The sequence below is a fragment of the Reyranella sp. genome, assembly GCF_052439685.1.
GTDB lineage: Bacteria > Pseudomonadota > Alphaproteobacteria > Reyranellales > Reyranellaceae > Reyranella.
In genome coordinates this window covers 43,122-68,248 of sequence record NZ_JBQVQG010000018.1, presented here as the reverse complement: position 1 = coordinate 68,248, position 25,127 = coordinate 43,122, and the positions used below count along the sequence as shown (strand labels likewise).

23 protein-coding genes and 1 riboswitch are annotated in these 25,127 nt (G+C 65.7%); of the genes, 8 read left to right on the top strand and 15 right to left on the bottom strand.

The features are described from left to right. The first annotated feature begins 1 nt into the window (after position 1). The gene (ku, locus tag ACT6UX_RS20885; protein ID WP_444777077.1) at positions 2 to 901 is read left to right on the top strand and encodes a non-homologous end joining protein Ku; all 900 of its coding nucleotides are present in this window, start codon (positions 2 to 4) and stop codon (positions 899 to 901) included. 3 nt (positions 902 to 904) lie between these two features. Here ku and ACT6UX_RS20880 read toward each other — a convergent pair whose 3' ends face one another. From ACT6UX_RS20880 to ACT6UX_RS20860, 5 genes are all read right to left on the bottom strand, one after another. Beyond that, a complete protein-coding gene (locus ACT6UX_RS20880; RefSeq protein ID WP_444777076.1) occupies positions 905 to 1,690 on the bottom strand; it encodes an ABC transporter ATP-binding protein in 786 nt (261 codons plus the stop codon). Continuing rightward, complete coding sequence (locus ACT6UX_RS20875) at positions 1,687 to 2,643, bottom strand: FecCD family ABC transporter permease (protein WP_444777075.1); 957 nt, start codon at positions 2,641 to 2,643, stop codon at positions 1,687 to 1,689. The genes ACT6UX_RS20880 and ACT6UX_RS20875 overlap by 4 nt, the downstream gene beginning before the upstream one ends. Then, on the bottom strand, positions 2,640 to 3,377 hold the full coding sequence (locus tag ACT6UX_RS20870) for an ABC transporter substrate-binding protein (protein WP_444777074.1): 738 nt from the start codon (positions 3,375 to 3,377) through the stop codon (positions 2,640 to 2,642). The genes ACT6UX_RS20875 and ACT6UX_RS20870 overlap by 4 nt, the downstream gene beginning before the upstream one ends. Positions 3,378 to 3,625: 248 nt before the next feature. After that, on the bottom strand, positions 3,626 to 4,408 hold the full coding sequence (locus ACT6UX_RS20865; RefSeq protein ID WP_444777073.1) for a carbon-nitrogen hydrolase family protein: 783 nt from the start codon (positions 4,406 to 4,408) through the stop codon (positions 3,626 to 3,628). Positions 4,409 to 4,478: 70 nt separating this feature from the next. Next, positions 4,479 to 6,407, bottom strand: a complete 1,929-nt coding sequence (locus ACT6UX_RS20860; protein ID WP_444777072.1) for a TonB-dependent receptor plug domain-containing protein — start codon at positions 6,405 to 6,407, stop codon at positions 4,479 to 4,481. A gap of 82 nt (positions 6,408 to 6,489) precedes the next feature. Beyond that, positions 6,490 to 6,689, bottom strand: a riboswitch (cobalamin riboswitch). A 111-nt stretch (positions 6,690 to 6,800) separates the two neighbouring features. Between ACT6UX_RS20860 and mnmG the strand changes: the two genes are divergently transcribed. Genes mnmG through ACT6UX_RS20840 form a run of 4 tightly spaced genes read left to right on the top strand, consistent with a single transcriptional unit; the run spans position 6,801 to position 11,029 of the window. Next, positions 6,801 to 8,660, top strand: coding sequence for a tRNA uridine-5-carboxymethylaminomethyl(34) synthesis enzyme MnmG (gene mnmG / locus ACT6UX_RS20855; RefSeq protein WP_444777119.1), 1,860 nt, complete (start codon positions 6,801 to 6,803; stop codon positions 8,658 to 8,660). Between the two features lie 2 nt (positions 8,661 to 8,662). Next, positions 8,663 to 9,301, top strand: coding sequence for a 16S rRNA (guanine(527)-N(7))-methyltransferase RsmG (rsmG, locus tag ACT6UX_RS20850; protein WP_444777071.1), 639 nt, complete (start codon positions 8,663 to 8,665; stop codon positions 9,299 to 9,301). Further along, positions 9,219 to 10,058 carry a ParA family protein gene (locus ACT6UX_RS20845; RefSeq protein ID WP_444777070.1) on the top strand — a complete coding sequence of 280 codons (840 nt, stop codon included), beginning with the start codon at positions 9,219 to 9,221 and terminating at the stop codon, positions 10,056 to 10,058. Before rsmG ends, ACT6UX_RS20845 begins: the two co-directional genes overlap by 83 nt. After that, entirely contained in the window at positions 10,055 to 11,029 is a 975-nt protein-coding gene (locus ACT6UX_RS20840) for a ParB/RepB/Spo0J family partition protein (protein ID WP_444777069.1), read from the top strand. Before ACT6UX_RS20845 ends, ACT6UX_RS20840 begins: the two co-directional genes overlap by 4 nt. Positions 11,030 to 11,031: 2 nt before the next feature. Here the strand turns inward: ACT6UX_RS20840 and ACT6UX_RS20835 are convergent, their stop codons facing one another. Then, the gene (locus ACT6UX_RS20835) at positions 11,032 to 11,499 is read right to left on the bottom strand and encodes a hypothetical protein (protein ID WP_444777068.1); all 468 of its coding nucleotides are present in this window, start codon (positions 11,497 to 11,499) and stop codon (positions 11,032 to 11,034) included. A 125-nt stretch (positions 11,500 to 11,624) separates the two neighbouring features. Here ACT6UX_RS20835 and ACT6UX_RS20830 point away from each other — a divergent pair, with 125 nt between their 5' ends. Beyond that, positions 11,625 to 12,020, top strand: a complete 396-nt coding sequence (locus ACT6UX_RS20830) for an encapsulin-associated ferritin-like protein (protein WP_444777067.1) — start codon at positions 11,625 to 11,627, stop codon at positions 12,018 to 12,020. Further along, positions 12,017 to 12,832 (top strand): family 1 encapsulin nanocompartment shell protein, encoded by an 816-nt coding sequence (locus tag ACT6UX_RS20825; RefSeq protein WP_444777066.1) that lies wholly within the window; start codon positions 12,017 to 12,019, stop codon positions 12,830 to 12,832. The genes ACT6UX_RS20830 and ACT6UX_RS20825 overlap by 4 nt, the downstream gene beginning before the upstream one ends. 3 nt (positions 12,833 to 12,835) lie before the next feature. On the opposite strand, the gene holA is transcribed toward ACT6UX_RS20825, so the two are convergent. The 5 genes from holA to ACT6UX_RS20800 form a co-directional block, all read right to left on the bottom strand. Continuing rightward, complete coding sequence (gene holA / locus ACT6UX_RS20820; RefSeq protein WP_444777065.1) at positions 12,836 to 13,879, bottom strand: DNA polymerase III subunit delta; 1,044 nt, start codon at positions 13,877 to 13,879, stop codon at positions 12,836 to 12,838. A gap of 36 nt (positions 13,880 to 13,915) precedes the next feature. Then, entirely contained in the window at positions 13,916 to 14,086 is a 171-nt protein-coding gene (locus ACT6UX_RS20815; RefSeq protein ID WP_444777064.1) for a hypothetical protein, read from the bottom strand. A 185-nt stretch (positions 14,087 to 14,271) separates the two neighbouring features. Further along, positions 14,272 to 16,215 carry an O-linked N-acetylglucosamine transferase, SPINDLY family protein gene (locus ACT6UX_RS20810; protein ID WP_444777063.1) on the bottom strand — a complete coding sequence of 648 codons (1,944 nt, stop codon included), beginning with the start codon at positions 16,213 to 16,215 and terminating at the stop codon, positions 14,272 to 14,274. Positions 16,216 to 16,252: 37 nt separating this feature from the next. Beyond that, on the bottom strand, positions 16,253 to 18,865 hold the full coding sequence (leuS, locus tag ACT6UX_RS20805; RefSeq protein WP_444777062.1) for a leucine--tRNA ligase: 2,613 nt from the start codon (positions 18,863 to 18,865) through the stop codon (positions 16,253 to 16,255). 104 nt (positions 18,866 to 18,969) lie between these two features. Beyond that, entirely contained in the window at positions 18,970 to 19,530 is a 561-nt protein-coding gene (locus ACT6UX_RS20800) for a DUF3576 domain-containing protein (protein WP_444777061.1), read from the bottom strand. A gap of 398 nt (positions 19,531 to 19,928) precedes the next feature. On the opposite strand from ACT6UX_RS20800, the gene ACT6UX_RS20795 reads away from it, so the two are divergent. Further along, complete coding sequence (locus ACT6UX_RS20795) at positions 19,929 to 21,311, top strand: porin (RefSeq protein ID WP_444777060.1); 1,383 nt, start codon at positions 19,929 to 19,931, stop codon at positions 21,309 to 21,311. 74 nt (positions 21,312 to 21,385) lie between these two features. Here ACT6UX_RS20795 and ACT6UX_RS20790 read toward each other — a convergent pair whose 3' ends face one another. From ACT6UX_RS20790 to ACT6UX_RS20775, 4 genes are all read right to left on the bottom strand, one after another. Further along, positions 21,386 to 22,087 (bottom strand): class I SAM-dependent methyltransferase, encoded by a 702-nt coding sequence (locus ACT6UX_RS20790; RefSeq protein ID WP_444777059.1) that lies wholly within the window; start codon positions 22,085 to 22,087, stop codon positions 21,386 to 21,388. Between the two features lie 65 nt (positions 22,088 to 22,152). Then, entirely contained in the window at positions 22,153 to 22,839 is a 687-nt protein-coding gene (locus ACT6UX_RS20785) for a LutC/YkgG family protein (protein ID WP_444777058.1), read from the bottom strand. Then, positions 22,836 to 24,254 carry a LutB/LldF family L-lactate oxidation iron-sulfur protein gene (locus ACT6UX_RS20780; protein WP_444777057.1) on the bottom strand — a complete coding sequence of 473 codons (1,419 nt, stop codon included), beginning with the start codon at positions 24,252 to 24,254 and terminating at the stop codon, positions 22,836 to 22,838. Before ACT6UX_RS20780 ends, ACT6UX_RS20785 begins: the two co-directional genes overlap by 4 nt. Further along, a complete protein-coding gene (locus ACT6UX_RS20775; RefSeq protein WP_444777118.1) occupies positions 24,254 to 25,027 on the bottom strand; it encodes a (Fe-S)-binding protein in 774 nt (257 codons plus the stop codon). The genes ACT6UX_RS20780 and ACT6UX_RS20775 overlap by 1 nt, the downstream gene beginning before the upstream one ends. Positions 25,028 to 25,127: the final 100 nt, after the last annotated feature.

The following is a 25,127-nucleotide window of genomic DNA, read 5'->3' as shown; positions in this document are numbered from 1 at the left end:
AATGGCCAAGAAGAAAGCGATGCGACCGACCTGGGAGGGCCATCTGCGCCTCTCGCTGGTGACCTGTCCGGTCGCGCTCTACACCGCGACCGAGCGAAGTGCCGACATCCATTTCAACCTGATCAATCCCGAAACCAACAACCGCATCCGCATGCAGTCGGTCGATGCCGGCACCGGCGAGCCGGTGGAGCGCGCCGATCTGGTGAGAGGATTCGCCGTATCGAAGAACAAGTACGTGCTGTTCGAGAAGGAGGAGCTGGACTCGGTGCGGCTCGAATCGACGCGCATTCTCGACATCGAGGAGTTCGTCGATGCCGCCGACATCGACCGCATCTATTGGGACGAACCCTACTATCTCGCGCCGTCCGGCAAGACCGGCATCGAGGCCTTCTCGGTGATCCGGGCCGCGATGGAAAAGCAGAAGAAGGTGGCTCTGGGCCGCGTCGTCATGCACCAGCGCGAGCGCATCTGCGCGCTGGAACCGCGCGACGGCGGCATCCTGCTCACGACCTTGCGCACCCACGACGAGATCCGGGCGACGTCGGAAGTGTTCGATCGCACCCTGCCCAAGCCGGACTCCCGCATGCTGCAGATCGCCGAGAAGATCATCGAACAGCAGGATGCCAAATTCGATCCGAGCCGCTTCACCGATCGTTACGAGGATGCGTTGCGCGAGCTGATCGCCAAGAAGAAGAAGGGACAGCCCGTGGTCTCGCAGGCGCCCGAACAGGAGGAAGAGAAGGTCGTCGACCTGATGGAAGCACTGAAGAAGAGCCTCAAGGGCGGTGGCGGACCGTCGCGGGAGAAAGCCGACCGCTTTCTCGAGGCGCACGGGCGCAAGGCAAAGCCCAAGGCGAAAAAGGCCCGGCGCAAGACGACGTCGCGCAAACGGGCGGCGTAACGCTCACCGCTCCCACGCGACCGGTTGGGGAATGCCGTCCACGGTGAGGTGTCGGAACGTGACGCCGTAGGCGGACTCGATGACGCCGGCCGCCAGGGCAACGGACGGCGGACCGTCGGCGGCGACCTTGTTGTTGGCCAGGACGACGATTCGATCGGCGAAGCGGGCCGCGAGACCCAGGTCATGCAGCACCACGATCACGCAGGCGCCGCGCGCCGCCTCGGCGCGCAGGATCGTCATGGTCTCCAGCGCATAGGCCGGGTCGAGGCTGGCGACCGGTTCGTCGGCCAGGAAGACGGCGGCTTCGGTCGCAAGCGCCCGTGCCATCATCATGCGGGCGCGCTCGCCCTGGGACATTGTGTCGATGGGCCGGTCCGCAAGGGCCACGCCGTCCACGCGTTCGAGCGCGTGTTGTATCGCCTGTGCGTCCTGCGCCTTGAGGGGCCGGCTGAGATCGGCGCCATGCGGCAGCCGGCCGAGGGCCACCAGGTCGCGTGCGCGCAACGGCCAGTAGGCGGACGCCGCTTGCGGCAGATAGGCGATGCTCCAGGCGCGGATGGCAGGGCCGAGCGAGGCCAGCAGCTGGCCGCGCAGCTCGACCTGGCCGGCCGACGGCGTGTCGAGGCCCGCGAGATGGCGCAGCAGGGTCGTCTTGCCCGCGCCGTTGGGGCCGACGATGGCGGTGACCTGACCCGCGTCGAAAGCGAGATCGATGCGGTCGAGCACGACGGCATGGTCACGGCGGCTCACGAGACCGCGCACGGAAATGGTGCTTCCGGTCGTGGTCATGTGGCGAGCCAGGCGGCGTGTGCCTTGCGCACGGCGCGCACCAGGAAGGGCGCGCCGACCAGTGAGGTGAAGACGCCGAGCTGGAGTTCGGACGCGGTCGGCAGCAGACGGACCGCGATGTCGGCGCCCAGCACGAGCGCGGCGCCGGCCAGCATCGAGGGGAGCAGCGTCGCGCCGGGGCGGAAGCCCACGCGGCCGCGAACGAGATGAGGGGCGATCAGGCCGACGAAGCCAACGATGCCCGCGACCGAGGTGGCCGCTCCGACCATCAAGCCGACGCCGAGGGTAAGACGCAGGCCGAGCGATCTGGTGTCGGCGCCCAGGCTGCGGGCCGTGTCCTCACCCAGCGACAGGGCGTCGAGCCAGCGGCCGGCGCCCAGGACGATCGTCGCACCGAGGATCATGAAGGGTGCCGCGATGGCGAGGTAGCGCAGGTCGCGATCGACGATCGAGCCGGCCAGCCAGAGCGAGATTTCCTGGTAGGCGAAGGGGTTTGGCGACAGCGCGAGCACCAGCGAGATCAGTGCGGCGGCAATGGCGTTGATCGCCACGCCCATCAGCAGCAGCGAGACGGTCCCCGTGCCGGAACGTACCGCGCCCATCAAGAGGGCGACGGCAATCGCGGCGCCCGCGATGCCGGCCAGCGGCAGTGCCAGCGCGAAAGCGGCAGCGAGACCGCTATAGAAGGCGCAGACCGCGGCGAAACCCGCGCAGGCCGATACGCCGATCACGCCGGGCTCGGCCAGCGGATTGCGCAACCAGCCCTGCAGCACTGCGCCGCTCAGGCCCAGCACGCCGCCGATCAGCAGGCCGAGGGTGGCGCGGGGCAGCCGCAGCTCCCACACGATGGCCCAGCCGACCTCCGTGCCCAGTCGCCACGGCCACCAGGCCGGACCGACGGCCAGCGATACCAGATAGAGCATCGCCACCAGCAGGAGTAGCCAGCGATTCATCGTCCCGCCTCTGCCAGGAGTCGCATCACCTGGAAATTGTCCGGCCCGGCGCAGATCGAATATCGGGTCGGCACCGACGCGAGCTTCGCCGTACCCGCCAGGGCCAGCAGCGCGTGATGACCGACGAACTCGGTGGCGCGCGCAGGGTTCTTGTTGGCGGTGCCGTCGAGCACCAGCAGGTCGGGCTCGGCCGCGAGCACGGTTTCGAGTGACACGCGGCCGAAGGAGCCGATGCCGAGTTCGGCCGCGAGATTGCGGTAGCCGGAGAGTCGCAGCAGCTCGTCCATCAGGCTGCCTTTCCCGGATGTGCCGCGGTTGGCTTCCAGATAGACCGCTGTACCGCGCGGCGCCCCCGTCCAGGTGAGCCGGGTGCGCTGCTCGCGCATGTCGGCAATCAGGTGCCGACCGGTCTCCTCCCGGCCCAGCGCCTTGGCCATCTGGTCGATGACGACCTCGGCCTCCTCGATCGAGGTGGCCCACGGCAATTCGAGCAGACGCACGTCGGCGCCGCGCAGCAGGCGCTTCAGGGGCGCGTGGGTGTCCTTGCCGAGGATCACGAGATCGGGCCGCAGGACGAGGATCGATTCGACGGAGTCGCGCACCGGCGCCAGCGTGGCGGCGCGGTCGGCCAGGACGGAAAGGTGCGGATCCTGCGAGAGGTAGCTCACGCCCACCAGTTGGCCGGGCGCGGCCAGCCGCAGGGCCATCTGATCGAGGCAGAGATTGAGCGTCACCACGCGCTGCGGTGTCTGAGCGGCGGCTGGGAGGGGGGCAAGCAGAACCGTCACACACAGGAGCAGACGGATCAGGCTTTGAACGAGTCCGTCGTCTCGACCGGAGCACCGAAGGTGCGAAGTGGAGAGACCTTCTCCCCACGAAAAGCCGGCAAATCGTCGAGAGAAGGTCTCTCCACTCCGCCTCGCTTCGCTCGGCTCCGGTTGAGACGACGAGTCTTTTGACGGCGGGTCTTTTCTTATCGGCATCATCTCACGACGCGCCAGTTGGTAAGGCGGCGCGTGTCGGTCGCCCAGTCGACCAGCACGATCTGCGGCTCAGGCGAGGCATGCGAGAAGACGATGGCGCCGTCGACCGCGGCGACCGACTGAGCCGCGTCGAAGTCGAGCACGTCCCGGCCCGTGCGGTTGCAGACGAGGACCGGCCGGCCAGTCGTGGCGGAAGCCCGTTCCCATTCGCCGTCCGGCCCGTGATGGCCCGGTGCCCAGGCGGCAGCGGACAGGAGCAGGTCGATGCCACGTGCCGCCGTCTCCCCGACGAGGCGGCTCGAATACATGTCGGCACAGACGAAGAAGCCGACCCTGCCGATGCCATCGACCGTCAGCGCCGTGGTCTGGTCGCCTGGCGTCGACCAGGATTCCGATCCCACCCGCAGCGCGTTGATCTTGCGATGTCGACCGGTGATCGATCCATCGGGGGCGAACAGGATCATGCTGTTGAACAAGGCCGTGCCTTCCGGGTCGGCTTCCGGCGTGCCCAGCACGAGGGAGGCCGCGGTTGCGCGGGCGAGCGCGCCGGCCCAGGCGAAGAGTGCCGGCTGGCCGCGAGCGATCCAGTCGGTGCCCACGAGGTCGCGAAACCCGTACCCGCTCACCGCGAGCTCCGGAGTCACGATCAGGCGGGCGGCATTCTCGTGCGCCCGCTGCACCGCCCGTTCGAGGGCGACCCGGTTCGCTTCTATCTCTCCCGGTCGAGGGTCGAGGTGCAGCAGGGCAATGGTTGTCGTCGAGGTGGCGTTCGCTTGGGTCACGGCTGCGCAAGCTACGCCACCGGCGAAGACTTGCAGCAAGTTTCGCCGATGGCGCAGGCGGATCGTCACCTCAGAACTTGGCCTTCACGCCGAAGAAGGCCTGGAAGTACGGGGCCTGATAGCCTTCGGGTTCCTCATACACCCGATCCAGGACGTTCTCGGCGCGGGCAAAGAGCTGGACGGACGGGATGACGTCGTACTGGGCCGTGATGCGAACCAGCGTATAGGGCGCAGGGGTCATGAACGCGCCGGTCGTGGCATTGATATCGGTGCGGCTGTTGACCTGCAGCACGCCGATCCCGAACAGGGTGTTCTCCCACGGCCGCACCTCGGCGCGGATATTGAAGGTGTCGCCGGGGCGGCGCACCAGCGGCTGGTTGGCGTCGACGTTGCGCGCGATCAGGTGGGTGTAATCGAAGTAGAGGTCGAACCACTTCACCGGGCTGATCTGGAGGGTGACCTCGAAGCCTTCGGTCTGGGCGTTGGCGACGTTCTGCATCAGCGCGAAGGTCGGCGGCGCGCACTGGATCAGGTTCGAATAGGTATTGAAGAAGTAGGTGATGCCGGCCTTCACCTTGCGGTCGAAAATCCCCTGCTCCACGCCAACCTCGTAGCCGCGGCTGTACTCGGGCTGGAGGTTGGGATTGCCGCCGCAGAACGGCCCGGGGCCGAACATTTCGATCAGCGCCGGTGCCTTGAAGGCGGTGCCGTACGACGCCTTGAGCTTGGTGTCCGTCGGCGCCCAGAGATAGGACGCGCCGGCGCGCCAGGTGCCGACCGTGCCGAACATGTCGTTCATGTCGATGCGGCCGCCGACGTTGAGGTTGAATCCGTCGAACGGATTGAGGCGAAGCTGACCGTAGATGCCGGTCTGCGCCATCGTTCCCCACGCCTGGGTATAGGGCGTGAACGGGCCGACGGTATTCGTGTAGGCCCATTGGCGGTCGTAATCGATACCGCCGATGACTTCGACCTGGTCGATGATCTTCACCAGGTTCTTGAAATCGGCCTGCAGGCGGCGACCGTTGAACCAGCTGTCGGTATTGAACGGGAACGGGTTCTGCACGCTCGCATAGTCGAGGTCGTGCCGCGTGATCGTGCTGTAGTTGACTCCGACGACCGGCTTCCAGCGTCCGTCGAAATACGACCCTTCGAGCTCGCCGCGCGTGTAGAACTGCGAGGTGTAGCCGTTGGCATTCGGATCTTCCTGGCCGACCTGGTCGTAGTTGATCTTGCTGTCGATGTAGCGGCCGTACCAGTTGAACTGCGTGTTGTCGTTGATCTCGAATCCGAGGCGCGCGGCGAGCGTGATGTTGCGATAGGGGTCGATGTCGACGAAGCCGCCGTTCGGCGTGAAGCGGGCCGGCACCGGCGTGTCGTTCGGGCTGAACGTGCCGGCAGCCGTCAGGTTGTAATTGAATCGACCAACACTACCCCGCACATAGGCGCCGCTGTTGCTCTGCAGTCGCGTGCCCAGTTCGGTGAAGGCCGCGCCGTTCATCGGACCCTTGCCGGCCTTGGTGACCATGTTGATGACGCCGCCCATCGCCTGGCTGCCGTACATCGTGCTCATGGGGCCGCGCACGACTTCGATGCGGTCGAGGTTCTCGGTGAGGAAGTTGCCGAAATCGACCGCGCCGCTGCCGCTCGAAGGATCGCTGACGTTGACGCCGTCGATCAGTACCAGCACGTGGTTGGCATTGGAGCCGCGCACGAAAACCGAGGTCAATGTTCCGACGCCGCCTGACTGCTGCACGGAGACGCCGGGGACGGTCTTCAGCACTTCGGCGGCCGTGCGAAGCTGCCGTCGCTGCATCTCTTCCTGCATGACGACGGTGTAGCTGGCGGTGACCTTGTTCGGATCGGTCGGGAAGCGATCGGCGGTCACGACCGTGGCGGGCATCATTGCGTCCGGTTCGGTCTGGGCCTGCGCCGTCATGGGGGCAGCGAGCGGCGCGAGGAACGGAAGGACGAATAGAATTCGACGGATCGGCGTCATCGACGGATCTCCCAAGACAGAACACGCACAAGGCGCGTCACCGCTCGGTTGACCGTCCCGTTGGATTGTCCCGTCCATCGGAAGAGCGACGCTATCGGCGGCAGGTCTTCTGGCTCACGGGTCACGGCTCCTGCCCGTCTTCCCAGACTTTCGTCCAGTGACTCTGGGGCAGTCGCTCGCCGCTTACAGCTGCGGGTACAGCTGCCGATTAGCCCCCGAAGGAGCAGCACGGCATTCCCTGTTAGCCTCCGGTTAAGGAGGACCGTCGATGCCTCGCTGTTAGGCAAGTCGGTGCCCGACGTCAAGATTTTGGCGATCCCGTGGCAAGGCCGGGACGGGGGGATTCGCGACTGGTGACTCGACCGTTGCCGGCCGGAAGCGTAAATGCCGGGGATGCGGACCTTTTCTTATGACGTCATCGTGGTCGGTGGCGGCCACGCGGGCTGTGAGGCCGCGGCCGCCTCCGCGCGCCTCGGTGCCCGCACCCTTCTCCTCACCCACCGGATCGAGACGATCGGTGAGATGTCCTGCAATCCCGCGATCGGCGGGCTCGGCAAGGGACATCTGGTTCGCGAGATCGACGCACTCGACGGAATCATGGGCCGGGCGATCGATCGCGGCGGGATCCAGTTTCGCACATTGAACCTTTCAAAGGGGCCGGCCGTCCGCGGGCCGCGGGCTCAGGCCGATCGCAAACTGTACCGGCAGGCCATCCAGGATCTGCTGGCCGAGCAGGCGAACCTTGAGATCCGCGCAGAAGCGGTTGCAGATATTCTCGTAGATGCAACGGGTACGTGTGCGGGGGTCATCACGGAGTCGGGCGCCGAGATCGGCGCCGGGCGGGTGATTCTGACGACGGGGACCTTCCTGCGCGGTCTCATCCATATGGGCGAGACCAAGATTCCGGCCGGCCGGGCGCGGGGCAATGGGGTCGAGGAACCCTCGACGGCGTTGGCGCTCACGTTGCACCGCCTGGGCTTCAAGCTCGGACGGCTCAAGACGGGTACGCCGGCACGCCTCGATGGTCGCACGATCGACTACGCCTCGTTGGAGCGGCAGGATGGCGACGATCCGCCGAGGCCATTCTCCTATTTGAGCAGTCGGATTACGACACCTCAGGTACCCTGCTACATCACGACGACCACGGCAGAGACGCACGAGATCATCCGCGGCAACCTGCACAGGGCGCCCATGTACTCCGGGCAGATCGAAAGCGTGGGACCCCGTTATTGCCCGTCGATCGAGGATAAGGTGGTGCGGTTCGGCCAGCGGGACCGCCACCAGATTTTCCTCGAGCCCGAGGGTCTGGACGACGACACCGTCTATCCCAATGGCATCTCGACCTCCCTGCCGCAGGACGTCCAGCTTGCGATGCTCCGGACCATACCGGGGTTGGAGCGGACGGAGATGCTGAGGCCGGGTTACGCCATCGAGTACGACCACATCGACCCGCGCGAGCTCAAGGCGACCTTGGAAACGCGCCGTGTGCCGGGCCTTTTCATGGCCGGCCAGATCAATGGCACGACCGGATACGAGGAGGCGGCGGCCCAAGGATTGATCGCCGGATTGAATGCGGTACTGGCAAAGCCTTTCGTCGTCGACCGCGCGGATGGTTACCTTGGGGTCCTGATCGACGACCTCGTCTCCCTCGGGGTGACGGAACCCTATCGGATGTTCACCTCGCGGGCCGAGTACCGTCTGTGGCTGCGCGCCGACAATGCCGACCAGCGGCTGACGCCGCGAGGGCTTGAGATCGGCTGTGTGGGCGGCGAACGGGCGGCGATGTTTCACGTGAAACATCGGGCCCTAGAGGAAGCCAGAACTCTGGCGAGCAGTCTCACGATCAGCCCGTCGGCTTTGGTGAAGCGCGGGATCACGATCAATCTTGATGGTGTCGCGCGCTCGGCGCTCGATCTCCTCGCCTACCCGGAACTCGACTGGGCCCGTCTCGTTGGCGTATGGCCTGAACTCGGCCCCGTATCGCCGGAGATCGTGGAACAGCTTACCATAGACTCGCGCTACGAGGGATACCTGTCCCGGCAACGCGGCGATATCGCGGCCTACAGGCGGGATGAAGCCCTGATCCTACCCCCAGATCTTGATTATGGCGCCATCGGGAGCCTGTCGACAGAGGTGCGCCAGAAGCTGGAAGCGAATCGTCCGGCAACCCTGGGTCAGGCGGCGCGAATTTCCGGGGTGACGCCGGCGGCACTGGTTGCCCTTCTGAAGCATGTCCGTCGGCGGGCGGCATAGCCGTGGATCCTCTTTCTGATGTTTCACGTGAAACACTTCGCCGTCTGGAGATTCTGATCGAGACCTTGGGTCGATGGCAGAAGGCCATCAACCTGGTCGGACGGAATACCCTGGAGGGGGCGTGGAAGCGCCACGTGGTCGATTCCGCTCAAGTGGTTTCCCTCATCCCGGCGAATGCCAAGTCGCTCGCCGACCTGGGAAGCGGTGGTGGATTTCCCGGCCTCGTCATCGCGGCCTTACGCCCGGATCTGCCGATCACACTGATCGAATCGGACGCGCGGAAGGCGGCTTTCCTCGGCGAAGCAGGTCGGAAAATGGGCCTGGAGAGGCCTCCCGCGGTGGTGGTGAAGCGGATTGAGATGGCGCCACCGGCGGGCGCGGACGTGATCACCGCAAGGGCCCTTGCGCCCTTGGGTCAGTTGCTCGCATGGTCAGATAGACATAGGACAGAGAACGCCACTTGCCTCCTCCACAAAGGCAAGGGTTGGCAGGCCGAGGTGGACGAAGCGAAAAAGAAATGGGACTTTTCTCCCGATGCCATTGCAAGCGTGACCGATCGTGACTCCGTCATCCTCCGAATCGGCCCCTACACCAGCGCCCCAGATCTTCGCGATCGCGAACCAGAAGGGCGGCGTCGGTAAAACGACGACGGCCATCAACCTTGCGACGGCGCTGGCGGCGGTCGGCGAAAAGGTCCTTCTTATTGACCTAGACCCCCAGGGAAATGCCTCGACCAGTCTAGGGGTGGGTCGGAATGAGCGCTCACCCGGTTCATATGAGTATCTGCTCGGCCTGAAGTCCATGGGTGAGTGCGTCCGGCAGACCCGCATCCCGGGCCTGGAGGTCATGCCCGCGGCCGTTCAGCTCGCGGGCGCCGAGATCGAATTGATCGACATGGACCGCCGCGAGAACCGGTTGGCGGACGCGCTGGCCGCGCCGGAGAGCGATGCCCGGCAGCGCTGGAACATCGTGCTCATCGACTGTCCCCCCTCCCTGGGCCTCGTCACCCTGAATGCGCTGGTGGCGGTTGATGCCGTCCTCGTCCCCCTGCAGGCCGAGTTCCTGGCCCTCGAAGGGATCGGTGCGCTCGGCAATACGATCGAGCGCGTGAAAAAGCGCCTTAATCCGAGATTGCACATCTTCGGTGTCGTCCTGACCATGGTGGACCGCCGGATGACCTTGAGTCAGCAGGTCGTGGCCGACGTCCGTGGTCACTACGGCGAGCTGGTGTTCGGGACGACGATCCCACGCAACGTCCGCATTGCCGAAGCGCCGTCCCACGGCATGCCGGTGCTGATCTACGACAATGCCTGCGCCGGATCGCAGGCCTACATTCTGCTGGCGAGCGAGTTCATCCGCCGCCGGCGCCTCGCCGCAGAACAGGCAGCCGTACAATGACCCAAGCTCCCAAACCGCGTGGCCTCGGCCGCGGCCTCTCTGCCCTTCTCGGCGACGATGAGGTCGCCGCCGCAGTGACGCCTTCTCCAGCCGCTTCGCAGGTCGAGCCGCAACCAGTAGTTGCGTCGTCCGGAGCGGGCCCTGTCGAAACTCCGCGCCCTTCGGCCAACAAAACGCCCATCACCTTACCCATCGGACAGCTCAAGCCTGGCAAGATGCAGCCGCGCACCAGTTTCGAAGGCATCGAGATGCTGGTCGAATCGGTCAAGGAATATGGACTTCTACAACCTATCCTTGTGCGTCCGCTGCGCGACGCTTCCGACTCGTACGAAATCATCGCCGGCGAGCGCCGCTGGCGGGCCGCGCAAAAGGCCCAGCTCCACGACGTTCCGGTCGTCATCCGCAGCATCGACGACAGAGATGCGCTGCAGATCGGCCTGGTCGAAAACCTGCAGCGTTCCGACCTCACCGCGATCGACGAGGCGCAGGGCTACAAACGCCTGATCGACGATTACAGCCACACGCAGGAAGACATCGCACGCATGATGGGCCGCAGTCGGCCGCATGTCGCCAACACCCTTCGGCTCCTGGATCTGCCGCCGGCCGTTCAGGAAATGGTGCGCGACGGTGACCTGTCCGCCGGTCAGGCCCGTACACTGATCGGTGTACCTGACCCGCTGGCGATGGCCCAGAGGGCGATTGCCGAGAAGCTGACGGTGCGCGACCTCGAGCGCCTCACCGGCGAAACGAAGAAGGCCACCAAAGGCGGCGGCTCAAAGTCCAGCACGGCCGCTGGCGCCGCCGCGCCGAAGAGCGCCGACACGCGCGCCCTCGAGAAGCGTATCGAGGAAGCGCTGGGCCTCAAGGCAGACCTGAGTCTTCGTGGTCTCGGCGAACAGAGCATGCTCACCCTGGAGATCCGCGACTTCGATCAGCTCGACACGGTGGTGGACAAGCTCACGCGGCGTTGACCTCAGTTCGCCGCCATTGCGCGGTTGCCGTCCGTCACCGCGGCGCGGCCTTTGTCGGCCGACACTTCGCTGGCCACGCAGCGCGGATTGAGCGGAAGTCCCGGCCACACATCCACTTCGAGGAAGCGGATTTCGCCGGGTGCCAGATCAACCGTGGCAGCCTCCGCCGGTGTCTGCGTCAGCGGCGCGTAACTCGGCACGCTGCAAGTGATGACGTGCCGCCCCGGCACGACGTCCACGCGGATCCAGGTTCTGTTTGCCAATGAGCCGACCGGCTGCTGGTTGTCCGCGAGCGAGAAGGCGACCTCGGACCCGAGAACCGAACTTCGATAGAGATACAAGGCGGACTGACCCGGCGGTGGCGGGTCGAACCGCTTGCCATCGGCGTCGGCCGTCGGCCCTGCCATGGGAACGGTGGCACAGGCACTCAACAGGAAGGACGCCGCCACAAGGCAACTCAAAGCGCGCACGTCCCTCTCCACAGTTGTGTAACGATAGCCTGGCAACGCAAGGAGGGCGACGCCGTTCCTCGAAACGTCGGTGCGACCGCCGTCTCCCTCGCGGAACCTCATGCGGGCCCAGACGTTGCTGCGCCATGGCTAGTGAAACGCTGCACGAAGACCCGGCCAAGCTTGGCCCCGAGGTCATCGATCGCCATCGAGCGATCGTTTCCCTCATGGAAGAACTCGAGGCCGTCGACTGGTACGACCAGCGCGCCAAGGCCACCTCCAATACCGAGTTGCGTTCCATCCTCGAGCACAACCGCGACGAGGAAAAGGAGCACGCGGCGATGGCTCTCGAATGGCTGCGCCGCAACGATCCCAAGATGGACGAGCATCTCCGGACCTTCCTGTTCAAGAAAGGCCCGATCAAGGAGATCGAGGCGGACATGAAGGGTGACGGAGCCGGTGGCGCCGAAGCCGAAAAAGTCTCCGATGGCAGTTTGGGAATCGGCAGCCTGCGCAGGACGCCCGATCAGGTGAGAAAATGAAGAACCATCTGTTTCGTGATCGCGCGCCCATTACCGAAGCCGGTTGGGAAGAAATCGAGAAGGAAGCGAAGCGGACGCTGCGTACCCTGCTCGCGGCCCGTCGAGTGGTTGATTTCCGCGGGCCCCTGGGCTGGGGAGCATCCGATGTCGAGTTGGGTCGCGCCGATCCCATCGCCTCGCCGCCAGGCGGTCAGAACGTACGGGCGCTGCTGCGGCGCATCCAGCCGCTCGTTGAGCTTCGGATACCCTTCGAAGTCTCGCGGGCGGAACTGGATGCCATCGATCGCGGGGCCCGCGATCCCGATCTCGATTCGGTGACGGCGGCGGCACGCGAGATCGCCATCGCGGAGGATCGTGCCATCTTTCACGGCTATACGGCGGCCCAGATCATCGGGATCTGCGAAGCGCAGAAGGGCCAAGCGGTGGCCATGGGGACCAGCCACGCCGATTACCCCGATGCGGTGGCGGCAGCCCTCAAGAAGCTGCGGGACGAAGGTGTCGAAGGACCGTTCGCCGTCGTGCTGAGCGAGCAGCTCTTCAAGGATCTCCAGTCGCGCACCGACGGGGGCTATCCGATCCTCAGTCACGTTCAGCGGCTGATCGACGGCGAGGTCCACGCCGCGCCCGGGCTCGATGGAGGTCTCGTGGTCTCCCTGCGCGGGGGCGACTTCGAGTTGACGGTCGGACAGGATTTTTCGATCGGATACCTCGAGCACGACACCGAGCGTGTCCGGCTCTACATCGAAGAGAGCTTCACCTTCCTCGTCCTCTCGCCGCAGGCGGCGATTCCGCTGACGCCCACGGGCAAGTAAACCCTAACGCCGGGCCTTTGCCGACCGCGCTGCCTGGCTGAGGCGGAGGCAGAGGCGTCGGGCAATGGCCTCGTGCGGCAGGCCCGTCCGCTTGCAGTCGATCTCGGCCTCCAGAATGGTCGACACTGCAGCGCTGAGGCGTGGCAGGGGCCAGCCGCGCAGGTGGCGTTCGAACCGCTGGCGAACGGGACCGCCACGGGGCAGTCCTCGCGCCTTGAACAGGGCGCCCTCGAGGTTCGCTCCCTTGGCGACGTGCCCCGAGACGAGATGAAGTTGGTCGGCGTGGCGCTGGAGTGAGCGCACGAGCTGCACCGGATTGCCGCCTTCGGCGAAGACACGGTCGAGCGCTCTGTCGAGCGCCACCACCTCGCCGTCGAACGTCGCCGCGATCACGTCGTCGATGCCGATGGACGCGGTGTCGCCGAGCACCGCCATCGCGTCTTCGAGGGTGATGCTCTTGCCGGCATCGGTTCCTTTGTAGAGCAGCAGCTTGTCGATCTCGCCGCGGGTCTGGCCGCGGTCGCCGCCCAGCCGCTGCACGATCCATTCCAGGGCCTCGGGATCGACGCTCATCCCTTGGGCGCGGGCGGCGCTTTCGACCAGCCCCTCGAGCGCGGCCTCATTGTCCATGTAGCAGGGCAAGGCGGCGAGGCTGGGCTCGGTCTCGGCCAGGGTGCGCAGATTGGAGCGCGGCGTCAGGTTGCTGGCTTCGACGATGATCAGCGCATCGCCCGCAACGGCCTCGACCAGGTTCTCCAGCGCCGCAACGGACTCTTCGCCAGCGGGCCGGACGCGGATCACACGCCGCCCGCCCATCATCGAAAGAGCGCCGAACTCGTCGGCCAGCCTTGCCGGATCCTGCTTCAGCACCTCTCCCGCAATGTCGACCACGCGGAATGGATCCTTGAGATCCTCGCAGACCGACCGGGCGAGCGTGACGGCGCGCTCGGCGACCAACCCATCGTCGTTGCCGTAGATCACCACGCCCCGGACCTTGGGGTCCGGCTTCTTCAGGAAGGACTCGACCTGTCGTGCTTCGATCTTCACGGCCCGTCTATAGCATGGGCCAGGCGCCGGGAGAGGTCAGCTCTTGTCGGTCGACGGTTCGGTTTCGCCCGCCGCGGCCTCTCCGCCCTCTTCCAGCTTGGCGCGCTCGCGGGCGGCGCGCTTGGCTTCGGCCTTCTCGGCGACCTTGATGGCCTTGAGGCGTTCGCGCTCGCGGCGCTCGAAATCGTAGTTCGGCTTGCGTGCCATGTTTCTGGCCCTTCCTGGCTCTGCGGCCCTAGATTACAAAATTTACGATGCGGTTCGGCACAACGATCACTCGCTTCGGAATGTGGCGATCCACGGAAACGACGACTGCCTGGTGACGAAGGACACGCCCCGGACCCTGGGATCCGGCCTCTCGAGCAAGGCCCCGACCTGGCGTGGCTCGGTATTCACGCTTGTCCTGCGCTTCGCCCGGCACACCAGGCGGCCCACATATCACGATAGTAGCCTTCGACGGCGCGAGTAAGGCGCGGCCCGTCGCAGAGCGGCGACCGTTCGACAGTCTGGCGGAGCTCGCGGTGATATCCCTCGAGCCGTCGACGATCATCTGCCAGCGCCTTCGCCGTTCGTACATATCCCTCGACATCGAGGGCAACCAGTTCGGGCACTCCGACCGTCGTGAGGATGCTCGTCGCGGCGCGGCTGACCCACCGTGGACCTTGCAGGGTCACGACCGGGACGCCCATCCATAAGGCTTCTGCGGTCGTCAGGCCACCCCCATAGGGGAAAGGGTCCAGCGCAATGTCGATCCTGTTGTAAGCGGCGAGCAAGTCGGAGCGCGAGGACGGTCCTTCAAGGGTCAGCCGTTCGTCACCAATGCCGTGGACTGCGAACTGCCGCAACATCTCCTGCCGTATGGTGGGATTGTCCACGAACGCCGTCTTCACCAGGAGGCGACTGCCGGGCGTGGCGTTCAACACATCGGCCCACAGCCTGATCGTTGCCGGCGTCAGCTTGGCCCGGTTGTTGAAAGAGCCGAACGTCAGGGGCCGCTCGGCCGGCCGGTCGACCAGCGGGACGTCGAAGTCCGGGGGCGTGAAGCAGAAATACGTCTCGGGCAGCCGCCATACCTTTTCGGTAAAGGACGCCTCGTCGCCCGGCGGGACCACAAAGCGATCGGCCAGGATGTGGTCCATTGCGGTCAGCCCGGTTGTATCGACATAGCCCAGCCAGGTGGCCTGAACCGGTGCGGGTTTCAGGGCGAAGAGAGGCAGGCGATTCCCCGACGTGTGCCCCGAGAGGTCGACGAGGATGTCGATCGCGTCGCGCCGGATCGCGGCATCGGCTGCGGTATCGGACACCCCGGCGATTATTCGCCAGTGATCGGTCCTCTCGCGCAGCCGCCGGGTCACGTCGTCTTCGATGCGTGCGTTGCTGAAGCAGAAGATCTCGACCATGGCCGGGTCGCGGGCGGCGAGGATGCCGTCGAGGAAGATGCCGACGGGGTGTGAGCGGAAATCGGCGGAGACATAGCCGATGCGCAGGCGTCGATGAGGATTGGTGTCGTTGGAAAAGACGCGGCGGACGCCGTTCGCAACCTCGATAAGTCGCGCGAAGCGGCGTGCCTCCTGGAGCGTGTTGCGCTGAACGAAGCGCTCCGAATAGTGGAGCGTCATGAGAAGGTTGCTATGGGCCTCGGCGAAGCGCGGTCTCAGGCGAATCGCCTGCTCGTAGCACTCGATTGCCTCATCGAGCAGGCCCTGGTCCTTCAGGGCGTTGCCGCAGTTCGACAGAGCTTCGGGAAAGTCGGGCTTCAGCGCCAGCGCCCGGCGAAAGTGGCCGACGGCTTCGTCCACCAGGTTGCGTTCGCGCAGGGCGTTTCCGAGATTGGACAGAGCCTCGGGATAGTCCGGCCTGAGCGCGAGTGCCTGCCGATAGCACTTGATCGCCTCGTCGAACTGCCCCTGCTCCTTGAGCACGTTTCCGAGGTTGGAGAGCGCTCCGGGATAGTCGGGCTTGAGGATTAAGGCTCGCCGGAAGTTGGCGACTGCCGCGTCCAGGCGACCGAGATCCTTCAGCGCAGCGCCGAGGTTCGATAGTACCTCGGCGACGTCGGGTTTTAGCGCCAGCGCCTGCTCGTAGCGGGCGACGGCTTCAGCCGGCCGGCCGAGGTCCTTCAGCGCCAGGCCGAGGTTGGACAGCGCTTCCGGGACTTTCGGGTTGAGCTGGAGCGCACGCTCGTACTCGGCGACCGCTCCCGTCAGGTCACCGGCCTGGTGACGCCGTACGGCTTGTGCCAACAGCGTCCTCGCCGCTCCCGGTCCCCCGGCGAGGCCGGCCGGCGATGCCTTGCCCGCCTTCTCTGCTCGCCTCTGTCGGCGGTTGGTCGACATGGTCTGTTCCCCGGACGGCACGCCTCGAGGCGAGGCCTCACACCACGATGTTGACGATCCTGTTCGGCACGACGATCACCCGCTTCGGGGTCTTGCCGTCGAGGCCGCGCACGAGTTCGGGGAGCGCCAGCGCCGCGGCTTCCGCCGCGCCCTTCGACGTATCCTTGGCGAGTGAAATGGTGCCGCGCAGCTTACCGTTCAATTGCACGGCAACGGTGACGGTGTCGTCGACCAGCAGTGCCTCCTCGGCCGTCGGCCACGGCGCATCGGCAACGAGGCCGGTGTGGCCCAGTGCGTGCCACAGTTCCTCGGCGAGATGAGGAGTCATGGGGCCGATCAGGCGCACGAAGATCTCGAGCGCCTCGCGCAGCGCCCATTTCGTACTCTCGTCCTTCGCCTCGACCGAATCGATCGTGTTGGCGAATTCGTAGAGTCGCGCCACGGCCTTGTTGAAGTGGAAGGCCTCGATGTCGGCGGAGATGCCCGCGATTGCCTTGTGCGCGGCGCGGCGCAGGGCGACGGCTGCATCCGAGAGCGTCACGGGCCTCGGCGTGCCGACCGCCGGCAGGGCCTCCATCGCTGAAGACGCGATCCGGAAGAGGCGCTGCTGGAAGCGCCAGGCACCGGTGACGCCGGCTTCGGTCCATTCGAGGTCGCGTTCGGGAGGGCTGTCGGAGAGCATGAACCAGCGCGCGGTGTCGGCGCCGTAGTCGCGGATGATCTCGTCCGGGTCGACCACGTTCTTCTTCGACTTGGACATCTTCTCAGAACGCCCGACCTCGACCGGGCTCCTGTCGGAGGTGCGGACGACCTTGCCGCCGTCGCCGCGCTCGATCTCCTCCGGCGTCAGCCACGTGCCGTCGCTCGCGCGATAGGTCTCGTGGCAGACCATGCCCTGGGTGAAGAGACCGTCGAACGGCTCGTCGCGGCTGGTCATCTGGACCTCGCGCATGGCGCGCGTCCAGAAGCGCGAATAGAGCAGGTGCAGGATCGCGTGCTCGACGCCGCCGATATACTGGTCGACCGGCATCCAATACTGGTTCTCCTCGCGATCGAACGGCGCCGTCTCGAGCCCGGGCGAGGTGAACCGGTCGAAGTACCAGCTCGAATCGATGAAGGTGTCGAACGTATCGGTCTCGCGACGCGCGGGCCCGCCGCAGGTCGGGCACTCGACATGCTTCCACGTCGGATGGCGGTCGAGCGGATTGCCGGGACGATCGAACGTGACGTCATCCGGCAGCTTCACCGGCAGGTCCTTCTCCGGCACCGGCACGACGCCGCACTTCTCGCAGTGGATGGCCGGGATCGGGCAACCCCAATAGCGCTGGCGGGAAACCAGCCAGTCGCGCAGGCGATACTGCGTCGTGCCCTTGCCGACGCCCATCTCCTCGAGGCGCGCGATCACCTTGGCCTTCGCCTCCTCGACGCCGAGTCCGTCGAGGAACCCGGAGTTCACGATGAGGCCGTCCTCGACATAGGGCGCGGCGGCGATGTCGAGCGTCTTGCCGTCGGCTGGCGCCACGACCTGCAGGATCGGCAGGCCGTACTTGGTCGCGAATTCATGGTCGCGCTCGTCGTGGCCGGGGCAGCCGAAGATCGCGCCCGTGCCGTATTCCATCAGCACGAAGTTGGCGGCATAGACCGGCACGGTCTTGCCGGGGATCAGCGGATGCTTCGCCAGCAGCGGCAGCTTGTAGCCCTGCTTCTCGGCGGTCTCGACCTCGGCCGCCGCCGTGCCGGTCTTGCGGCACTCGGCAATGAAGTGCTGCAGACCGGGATCGGACGGCGCCAGTCCCGCGACCAGCGGGTGCTCCGCCGACAGTGCCATGAACGAGGCGCCGAACAGCGTGTCGGGACGGGTCGTGAAGATCTCCAGCTTGCCCCCATCCTTTTCAGGCAAGACGGCGCCCGAAGCATCGGTGAGTTCCCAGAAGACGCGCGCACCGCGGCTCTTGCCGATCCAGTTCGCCTGCATCAGGCGCACTTTCTCCGGCCAGCGGTCGAGCGTGTCGAGGCGGCTCAGCAGCTCGTCGGCGAAATGCGTGATCTTGAGGTTCCACTGGGTGAGCTTGCGCCGCTCGACGGGGGCGCCGGTGCGCCAGCCCTTGCCCTCGATCACCTGCTCGTTGGCCAGAACCGTGTTGTCGATCGGATCCCAGTTGACCCAGGCCTCCTTGCGGTAGGCGAGGCCCGCCTTCCAGAAGTCCAGGAACATCTTCTGCTGGTGGCGGTAATAGCTCGGGTCGCAGGTCGCCAGCTCGCGGCTCCAGTCGAGGGACAGGCCCATCGACTTCAGCTGCTTCTTCATCGAGGCGATGTTCTCGTAGGTCCACTTCTTGGGATGGACCTTCTTCTCCATGGCCGCGTTCTCGGCCGGCAGGCCGAACGCGTCCCAGCCCATGGGATGAAGGACGTTGAACCCCTTGGCGCGCTTGTAGCGGGCGATCACGTCGCCCTGCGTGTAGTTGCGCACATGGCCCATGTGGATGCGCCCCGACGGATAGGGGAACATTTCGAGCACGTAGTATTTCGGCCGTCCCTTATCCATCGTGGCCTTGAAGGTCTGGCACTCCTCCCAGACCTTCTGCCACTTGCTCTCGGTTTCGGTGAAATTGTAGCGCACGGTGGGTGCGGCTTGCGTGGACGACACGGAGATGTTCCCGAAAAAGGGTGTTCCGAAAAAGACGGAGGCCGCAGCGGATGCCCGCTGCGGCCTCTCACGTCAAGCTCTTGAGCGAGAGGAGCGCTGCCGTCTCAGGACCCGCCGGCAATGCGAAGCTGCCGGGCCCGCGTTAGGATCGCGTTCTCGATGTCGATATTGGTGCGCGGATCGACCTGGGCGTCGACCCAGTTGCCGCCCCGGGGGCTGGTCTGCTGCTTGAAGACCGAGACGCGCACGCCGTCGGCCCGCAGTTCGCGGTCGAGGATGGTGACCTGGACCTTCATGCGCTCGTTGGGGGTCTCCGAGGGCGTGTACCAGTCGGTGATGATGACACCGCCGAACGGATCGGCCGAGACCAGCGGGATGAAGTTGATGGTGTCGAGCGACGCGCGCCAAAGATAGGCATTCACCGCCACGCCTGTGCCGGTGTCATCTCTCTTCTCCGCCTTGGATCCGAGGAGACCACCTGGGCCGAATAGGGTGCCCTGCTCCTGCGTGCGGCCGCCCAAGCCTGAGCGAACGTCGTTTCTGCTGCGATCGCCCGACGGACCCGTGGTTCTTTCTAGTTTACCGGTCTCGTCGGCACAGCCGGCCGTCCCGACGGCCAGGACGGCAACTGCAGCGATGCTCACGAACTTGGACAGTCCCGACATAGAATGGCGCCTTGATCTTCCCATGGACCGCAATTCAGCGGCGGAGACAGTGGCGGCGACCATAGGCTCAACGAGACCTGAACTGCAAGCGGCGGGGCGATATGACACAATGAGATGCTCCAAAAAACCCATGGACCATCAGTCTGAGTAGCTTCATAAGACTTATTATTCCTGAGGCATTGTCAGCCAGTCGGCTGTGGGAAAATGTGACAAAGACGCCACAGGTGCGGGCAGAATGAAGCCACCGGGCGTCCATTTCTTGACCCCCGATTTGGCGAAGTGCTTTATAGCCTTGCCGCATTGGTGGATTCCGTGGGCCTCGTGTTCAGGCTTCCAGTTCCCGCCGGTCGGACAGGCCTTTTGGTACGTACCAGTCTCTGATCAATGAGAGAGGGAGAATGATGAAGAAGCTTCTACTTGGCTCGACCGCCTTGGTCGTCGGCGGGTTGATGGCCGCCCCGGCCATGGCCGCCGATCCGATCAAGCTCGGTGTGGGCGGTTATTACACCTTCTACGCCATTGCGGGCGGCATCCAGTCGACCTACGCCACGAACGGCACCTGGGCGCAGTACAAGGGTCTCAATTTCCAGCAGGAAGGTGAAATCCACTTCATCGGCCAGACCAAGCTGGACAACGGCACGTCGGTCGGCGTGCACGTCGAGCTCGAAGGCTGGGCGCAGGGCAGCACCTCGACGTCCGGTGCGGCCTGGATCGACGAAGCCTTCCTGTTCGCCTTCGGCGACTGGGGCCGCGTCGAGTTCGGTGCGCGCGATCCCGCGACCTACCGTATGTACTACGGCACGCCGTCGGCCCTGATCGGCTTCGGCGCCGTCCAGCACAACTCGAACTTCGCCTGGGCCAACCAGAGCGTCATCGCCAACAACAAGGCGTGGTTCCACGCCACGACGACGACGAACGCTGGTCAGTTCCAGGACGCGCAGGGCATCAACTACTTCACCCCGCGCTTCCAGGGCCTGCAGATCGGCGTCGGCTATCGTCCGAAGGTCAACGTGAACCCGCAGGGCGGCGCTGGCTCCGGCCTCGGCGTCGGTCCGGGTTCTGGCACGACCGGTGTCTGCGGCTACACCAACGCCACGTCTTCGCCGAACTGCCTGACGAACGACTACTCGTATCAGGACGTGTTCGACGTCGGCGCCAACTACCTGAACAAGTTCGGCGATGTCACGGTCGCTCTGTACGGCGCGTTCCTGTACGGCAGCTTCATCCCGGGCAACCAGCCGTTCGCTGGCGCCGCCAACCTGTCGACCGGTGCCAATGCGACGGCCTGGAAGCAGTGGGTCGTCGGTGCTCAGGTCGGCTTCAAGGGCTTCACCCTCGGTGGCGCACTTGGCTGGGACAACCAGGGCCTCGGCTCGAACTACTACACGGGTCAGAACAACGACACGCGCTTCTACACCGCTGGCCTGATGTATGAGACCGGCCCGTGGCAGATGTCGTTCGGCTGGACCGGTTCGTACAACAACAACGGTAACGGCTCGGTCGGCTGCAACCAGATCGCGGTCAACAGCGCTACCTGCACCAATCCGGCCGCCACCGGCGTTCCGGGTGTGAACTCGACCGCGTTCGGCAACGGAAGCAATCCCGCCAACCTTTCGTTCGGCCAGGAGTCGGTCAACAAGTGGGAGCTCGGTGTGAACTACGCGCTCGGGCCGGGCGTGAAGCTCACCGGCGGTGGTCTGCTGTACTCGGCTTCGGGTCCGTCTGCTGCCGTCTCCGGCAACAGCTGGGGTCTGCTGCTGGGTATGGACCTGCGCTTCTAGTCGCGGGACGATCCAAGAACTGGAAAGAGCGGGCGAAAGCCCGCTCTTTTCTTTTGTGCGTCTCGTCGCCGGCTCTATGTCGAGGGGCGCTGACCCACGAGGTTGACGGACAGGCAGGGCAGATAGGTACGAGAGACCGGCAGGCGTTGGGTCGCCTGGCGTGCCAGCACGGCGCGGTTGTCCTCGTGATCCAGAACGAGTTGGAACAGGCCCTGTTCGACGGCACCCGCCCCGGGATCGACGGCCGGTCCGCCCTCACGTTCGATCCGATAGGCGACATCCAGCCCGACATCGCCGCCGCTGTAGAAAGACGAAACGATCTCGAGTCTTTCGAACAGCAGCATCAGGCCCCGAGCCGAGAAACGCCAATAATCGTCCGGCGCGGCCTGGAAGGCACGAGACCAGGCTGCTGACACATAGGCGATCGCCCCCGGGCCCAGCGCACGCTCGACGTTTCGCGCCGCTCGCGCCGGGTGCCGGGTATGCTCGAGCACATGGCAGCAGATCACGAGGTCGAACGGCTCGTCGCCCAGCCTGCTCTTCAGCGTCCGCGGATCGCTGCAGATGTCGGCGACGCAGTCGACGTTGGCACCTTCGAAGAGATCGAGCCCCACGAAACGGGCATTCGTGCCGAAGCGTGTGTGGATCAGCTTGCGCCAGTTGCGCACGTTCCGGTCGGAAACCAGGGTGCGCGCGCCGACCTGCAGCACACGCGGTGCACGTTTGCCGACAGACTGGGCCACCCGGTCGAACAGGAGCTCCACCTCGCGCGTCACGCTGGTTCCGACGACGCGTAGCTCACCGGGGCGCGGCTCACCAGGAGTGGCGCCACCGCCCGCCATCAGTCGCGCACGACCAGTATATGCATGCGCCGGGGCCCGTGGGCGCCCAATTCGATCGTCTGCTCGATGTCGCCGGTGCGCGACGGTCCTGTGATGGTGTTGACCGTGCGCGGCATCAGGTTCTTGCCGTAACGGGACCGCAGCCGCACCCACACATCCTCGTAGCCACCGACGATGTCCGACTCGCGCAGCACGACGACATGCGTGTCGGGCAGCAGGTTGAGCGACACAGGATGATCCGGACCGGAGGCCATCACGACGGTGCCGGTCTCGGCGATGCCGGCGAAGGCGCCGGTCACCGAGACCTGGTCGCTGCCCTCTCCTCGACCCCGCCGGATTGCCAGCATTCTCTGGCTGGCCCAGTCGTAGCCTTCGAGAAGAGGTGAGGGTGCCATCGCGACGGTCGCGGGCAGGTTGTTGCGCGCAAGATAGGCGCTCACTTCGCCCGGCACTTCGGCAGGTCCGACCCTCGCCACGGTGGCGTTGAGGGTCTCGGCCCACTGACAGAACAAGGCGACCTTCTCGGCCTGAGGCAGCTGTCCGCGCGCGACCGACGGTCCGCGCGGCGGTTCGGCCAAGCGTGTCTCGACGACCTTGCGGGCCTCGCCCGGGAGCTCGCCGCGCCGCAGTGACCGGCGGATGCCGCCCAGGATCTGGGCGCGTGCGTCGTTCGTGGCGTTGCTCATGCCTTCCTCTTCGCCCAGCGTGCGTGGAAGGTGCCGCCGGCTTGGGGCGCCGGGAAATCGCGGAAGCGGGTCCAGCCGGAGGCCAGCGGCAGAGAGCCGTAGCGTCCGTCCGCACGACCGAACAGCGCCAGCGCGCGATTGGCGATCGCCGTCAGCCGGCGATAGAGGGCGGGCCGGCGCGCGACGAAGCTCCACATTGCCAGACCCTGCCGGACCGCCTTCGGGGTGAGATGCTTCTCGAACTCGCGCTCGCGCCAGTGTCGCATCAGCTTGGGCAGCGGGATGCGGACGGGACAGACGCTCTCGCAACGGCCGCAGAAGGTCGACGCGTTCGGGAGATTGCTCGCTTCCTCGACGCCCACGAGCTGCGGCGTCAGCACCGCGCCCATCGGACCGGGATAGACCCAGCCATAGGCATGGCCGCCCACGGCGCCGTAGACCGGACAATGGTTCATGCAGGCACCGCAGCGGATGCAGCGCAGAATGTCCTGCATCTCCGTGCCGAGCACGCTCGACCGTCCGTTGTCGAGCAGCACCACGTGATACTGGTCCGGCCCGTCGAGATCGCCCGGCCTCTTCGGTCCGGTGTTCAGCGTCGTATAGGCCGACGATTCCTGACCGGTCGCCGAGCGCGCCAGGACGCGCAACAGCACCGCCGCATCCTCGAGCGTCGGGATCACCTTCTCGATGCTCGCCAGCACGATGTGCATCCGGGGCAGCGTGTTCGAGAGATCGGCATTGCCTTCGTTGGTCACCAGCATCGACGAGCCGGTCTCCGCCACCAGGAAGTTGGCGCCCGTCAGCCCGACATCGGCATCGAGGAACTTCTGGCGCAGGACGTAGCGTGCCTCCGCGACGAGATCGTTGCGCTCGGTCAGGCGCTTGTCGAAGCCCAGCTTGGCGTGATGTTCGAGGAACGTGTCGGCGACCTGGTCCTTGGTGAGATGGACGGCCGGCGCGATGATGTGGCTGGGCGGCTCGTTGCGCAGCTGGATGATGTACTCGCCGAGATCGGTCTCGATCGGCGCGATGCCCAGCGCCTCGAGATGCTCGTTGAGGGCGATCTCCTCGGCCACCATCGACTTCGACTTCGCGACGGTGCGGGCGTTCACGCTCTGGCAGAGTTCGGCGATGATGCGCCGCGCGTCGGCGGCGGTGGGCGCCCAATGGACGTGTCCGCCCAGACCAACCACCTTGCGCTCGAACTCTTCGAGGTAGAAATCGAGATGGGCCAGCGTGTGGTTCTTGATGTCGCGCGCGCGATCACGCAGCGCCTCGAATTCCGGTAGCCGTTCGGCCGCCTGGCGTCGCCGCTCGGAGAAGCCGACTTTCAGCTTGGCCAGCGAATCCTGCAGGTTGGGGTCGGCCAGCGCGTGATCGACATTCGCCTTGAAGGCATGGGCGGTGGATTCCATCAGCCGCGCTCCGGTTCGCCGATCGCCGGCAGGTCGCCCATATCGGCCAGCACTTCGGCCACGTGGCGCACGCGCACGGCGCTGCCCTCGCGCTGCAGCTTGCCGGCCATGTTCATGAGGCAGCCGAGATCGCCGGCCAGCAATGTGTCGGCGCCGGTGGCCGCGATGTCGGCGGACTTCTCGCCGACCATGGCGTTCGAAATCTCCGGATACTTCACGCAGAACGTGCCGCCGAAGCCGCAACATACCTCGGGGGTCTTCATCTCCCGGAGCTCAAGTCCCTTAACCGATCCCAGCAGGTTGCGCGGCTGAGCCTTCACGCCGAGCTCGCGCAGACCCGAGCAGGAATCATGATAGGTCGCCGACCCGTCGTAGCGCGCAGCCACGTTTCGGACGCCAAGCACATCCACCAGAAACGAGATCAGCTCGTAGCTTCGGCCGGCCAGGTTCTCCGCGCGGATCTTCATGGACGGATCGTCGTCGAACAGGCCGGGATAGTGATGCGACAGCATTCCGCCGCAGGAGCCGGAGGGTGCCACGACCGCGTCGTAACCTTCGAAGGCGTCGATCACCTGGGCGGCAATGGCGCGGGTCGTGGCCCGGTCACCGGTATTGTAGGCTGGCTGTCCGCAGCAGGTCTGGAGCGGTGGCACCTCCACCGTGCAACCGGCCTCCTCGAGCAGCTTCACCGCGGCGAAGCCAACCGACGGCCGGAACAGGTCGACCAGGCAGGTGACGAAGAGCGCGACGCGGCGCGGGCGGGAGGAGGGCATGGCGAGCGAGCTGGACACGCCCCGACCATGGCAGCGGCCAATTTGGCATGCAAGATGCCGGGACAGGTTTGTCCCGCCTGCTCCGTGTCAAATCTGGTTG

Excerpts from the sequence above, each read along its gene's own strand:
- ACT6UX_RS20830 (WP_444777067.1), top strand. The coding sequence starts at position 11,625 with ATGGCTAGTGAAACGCTGCACGAAGACCCGGCCAAGCTTGGCCCCGAG.
- ACT6UX_RS20815 (WP_444777064.1), bottom strand. The coding sequence starts at position 14,086 with ATGGCACGCAAGCCGAACTACGATTTCGAGCGCCGCGAGCGCGAACGC.
- ACT6UX_RS20780 (WP_444777057.1), bottom strand. The coding sequence starts at position 24,254 with ATGGAATCCACCGCCCATGCCTTCAAGGCGAATGTCGATCACGCGCTG.
- ku (WP_444777077.1), top strand. The coding sequence starts at position 2 with ATGGCCAAGAAGAAAGCGATGCGACCGACCTGGGAGGGCCATCTGCGC.
- ACT6UX_RS20875 (WP_444777075.1), bottom strand. The coding sequence starts at position 2,643 with ATGAATCGCTGGCTACTCCTGCTGGTGGCGATGCTCTATCTGGTATCG.
- ACT6UX_RS20825 (WP_444777066.1), top strand. The coding sequence starts at position 12,017 with ATGAAGAACCATCTGTTTCGTGATCGCGCGCCCATTACCGAAGCCGGT.
- ACT6UX_RS20840 (WP_444777069.1), top strand. The coding sequence starts at position 10,055 with ATGACCCAAGCTCCCAAACCGCGTGGCCTCGGCCGCGGCCTCTCTGCC.
- ACT6UX_RS20795 (WP_444777060.1), top strand. The coding sequence starts at position 19,929 with ATGATGAAGAAGCTTCTACTTGGCTCGACCGCCTTGGTCGTCGGCGGG.
- ACT6UX_RS20810 (WP_444777063.1), bottom strand. The coding sequence starts at position 16,215 with ATGTCGACCAACCGCCGACAGAGGCGAGCAGAGAAGGCGGGCAAGGCA.
- ACT6UX_RS20800 (WP_444777061.1), bottom strand. The coding sequence starts at position 19,530 with ATGTCGGGACTGTCCAAGTTCGTGAGCATCGCTGCAGTTGCCGTCCTG.
- ACT6UX_RS20880 (WP_444777076.1), bottom strand. The coding sequence starts at position 1,690 with ATGACCACGACCGGAAGCACCATTTCCGTGCGCGGTCTCGTGAGCCGC.
- ACT6UX_RS20860 (WP_444777072.1), bottom strand. The coding sequence starts at position 6,407 with ATGACGCCGATCCGTCGAATTCTATTCGTCCTTCCGTTCCTCGCGCCG.
- ACT6UX_RS20775 (WP_444777118.1), bottom strand. The coding sequence starts at position 25,027 with ATGCCCTCCTCCCGCCCGCGCCGCGTCGCGCTCTTCGTCACCTGCCTG.
- mnmG (WP_444777119.1), top strand. The coding sequence starts at position 6,801 with ATGCGGACCTTTTCTTATGACGTCATCGTGGTCGGTGGCGGCCACGCG.
- ACT6UX_RS20785 (WP_444777058.1), bottom strand. The coding sequence starts at position 22,839 with ATGAGCAACGCCACGAACGACGCACGCGCCCAGATCCTGGGCGGCATC.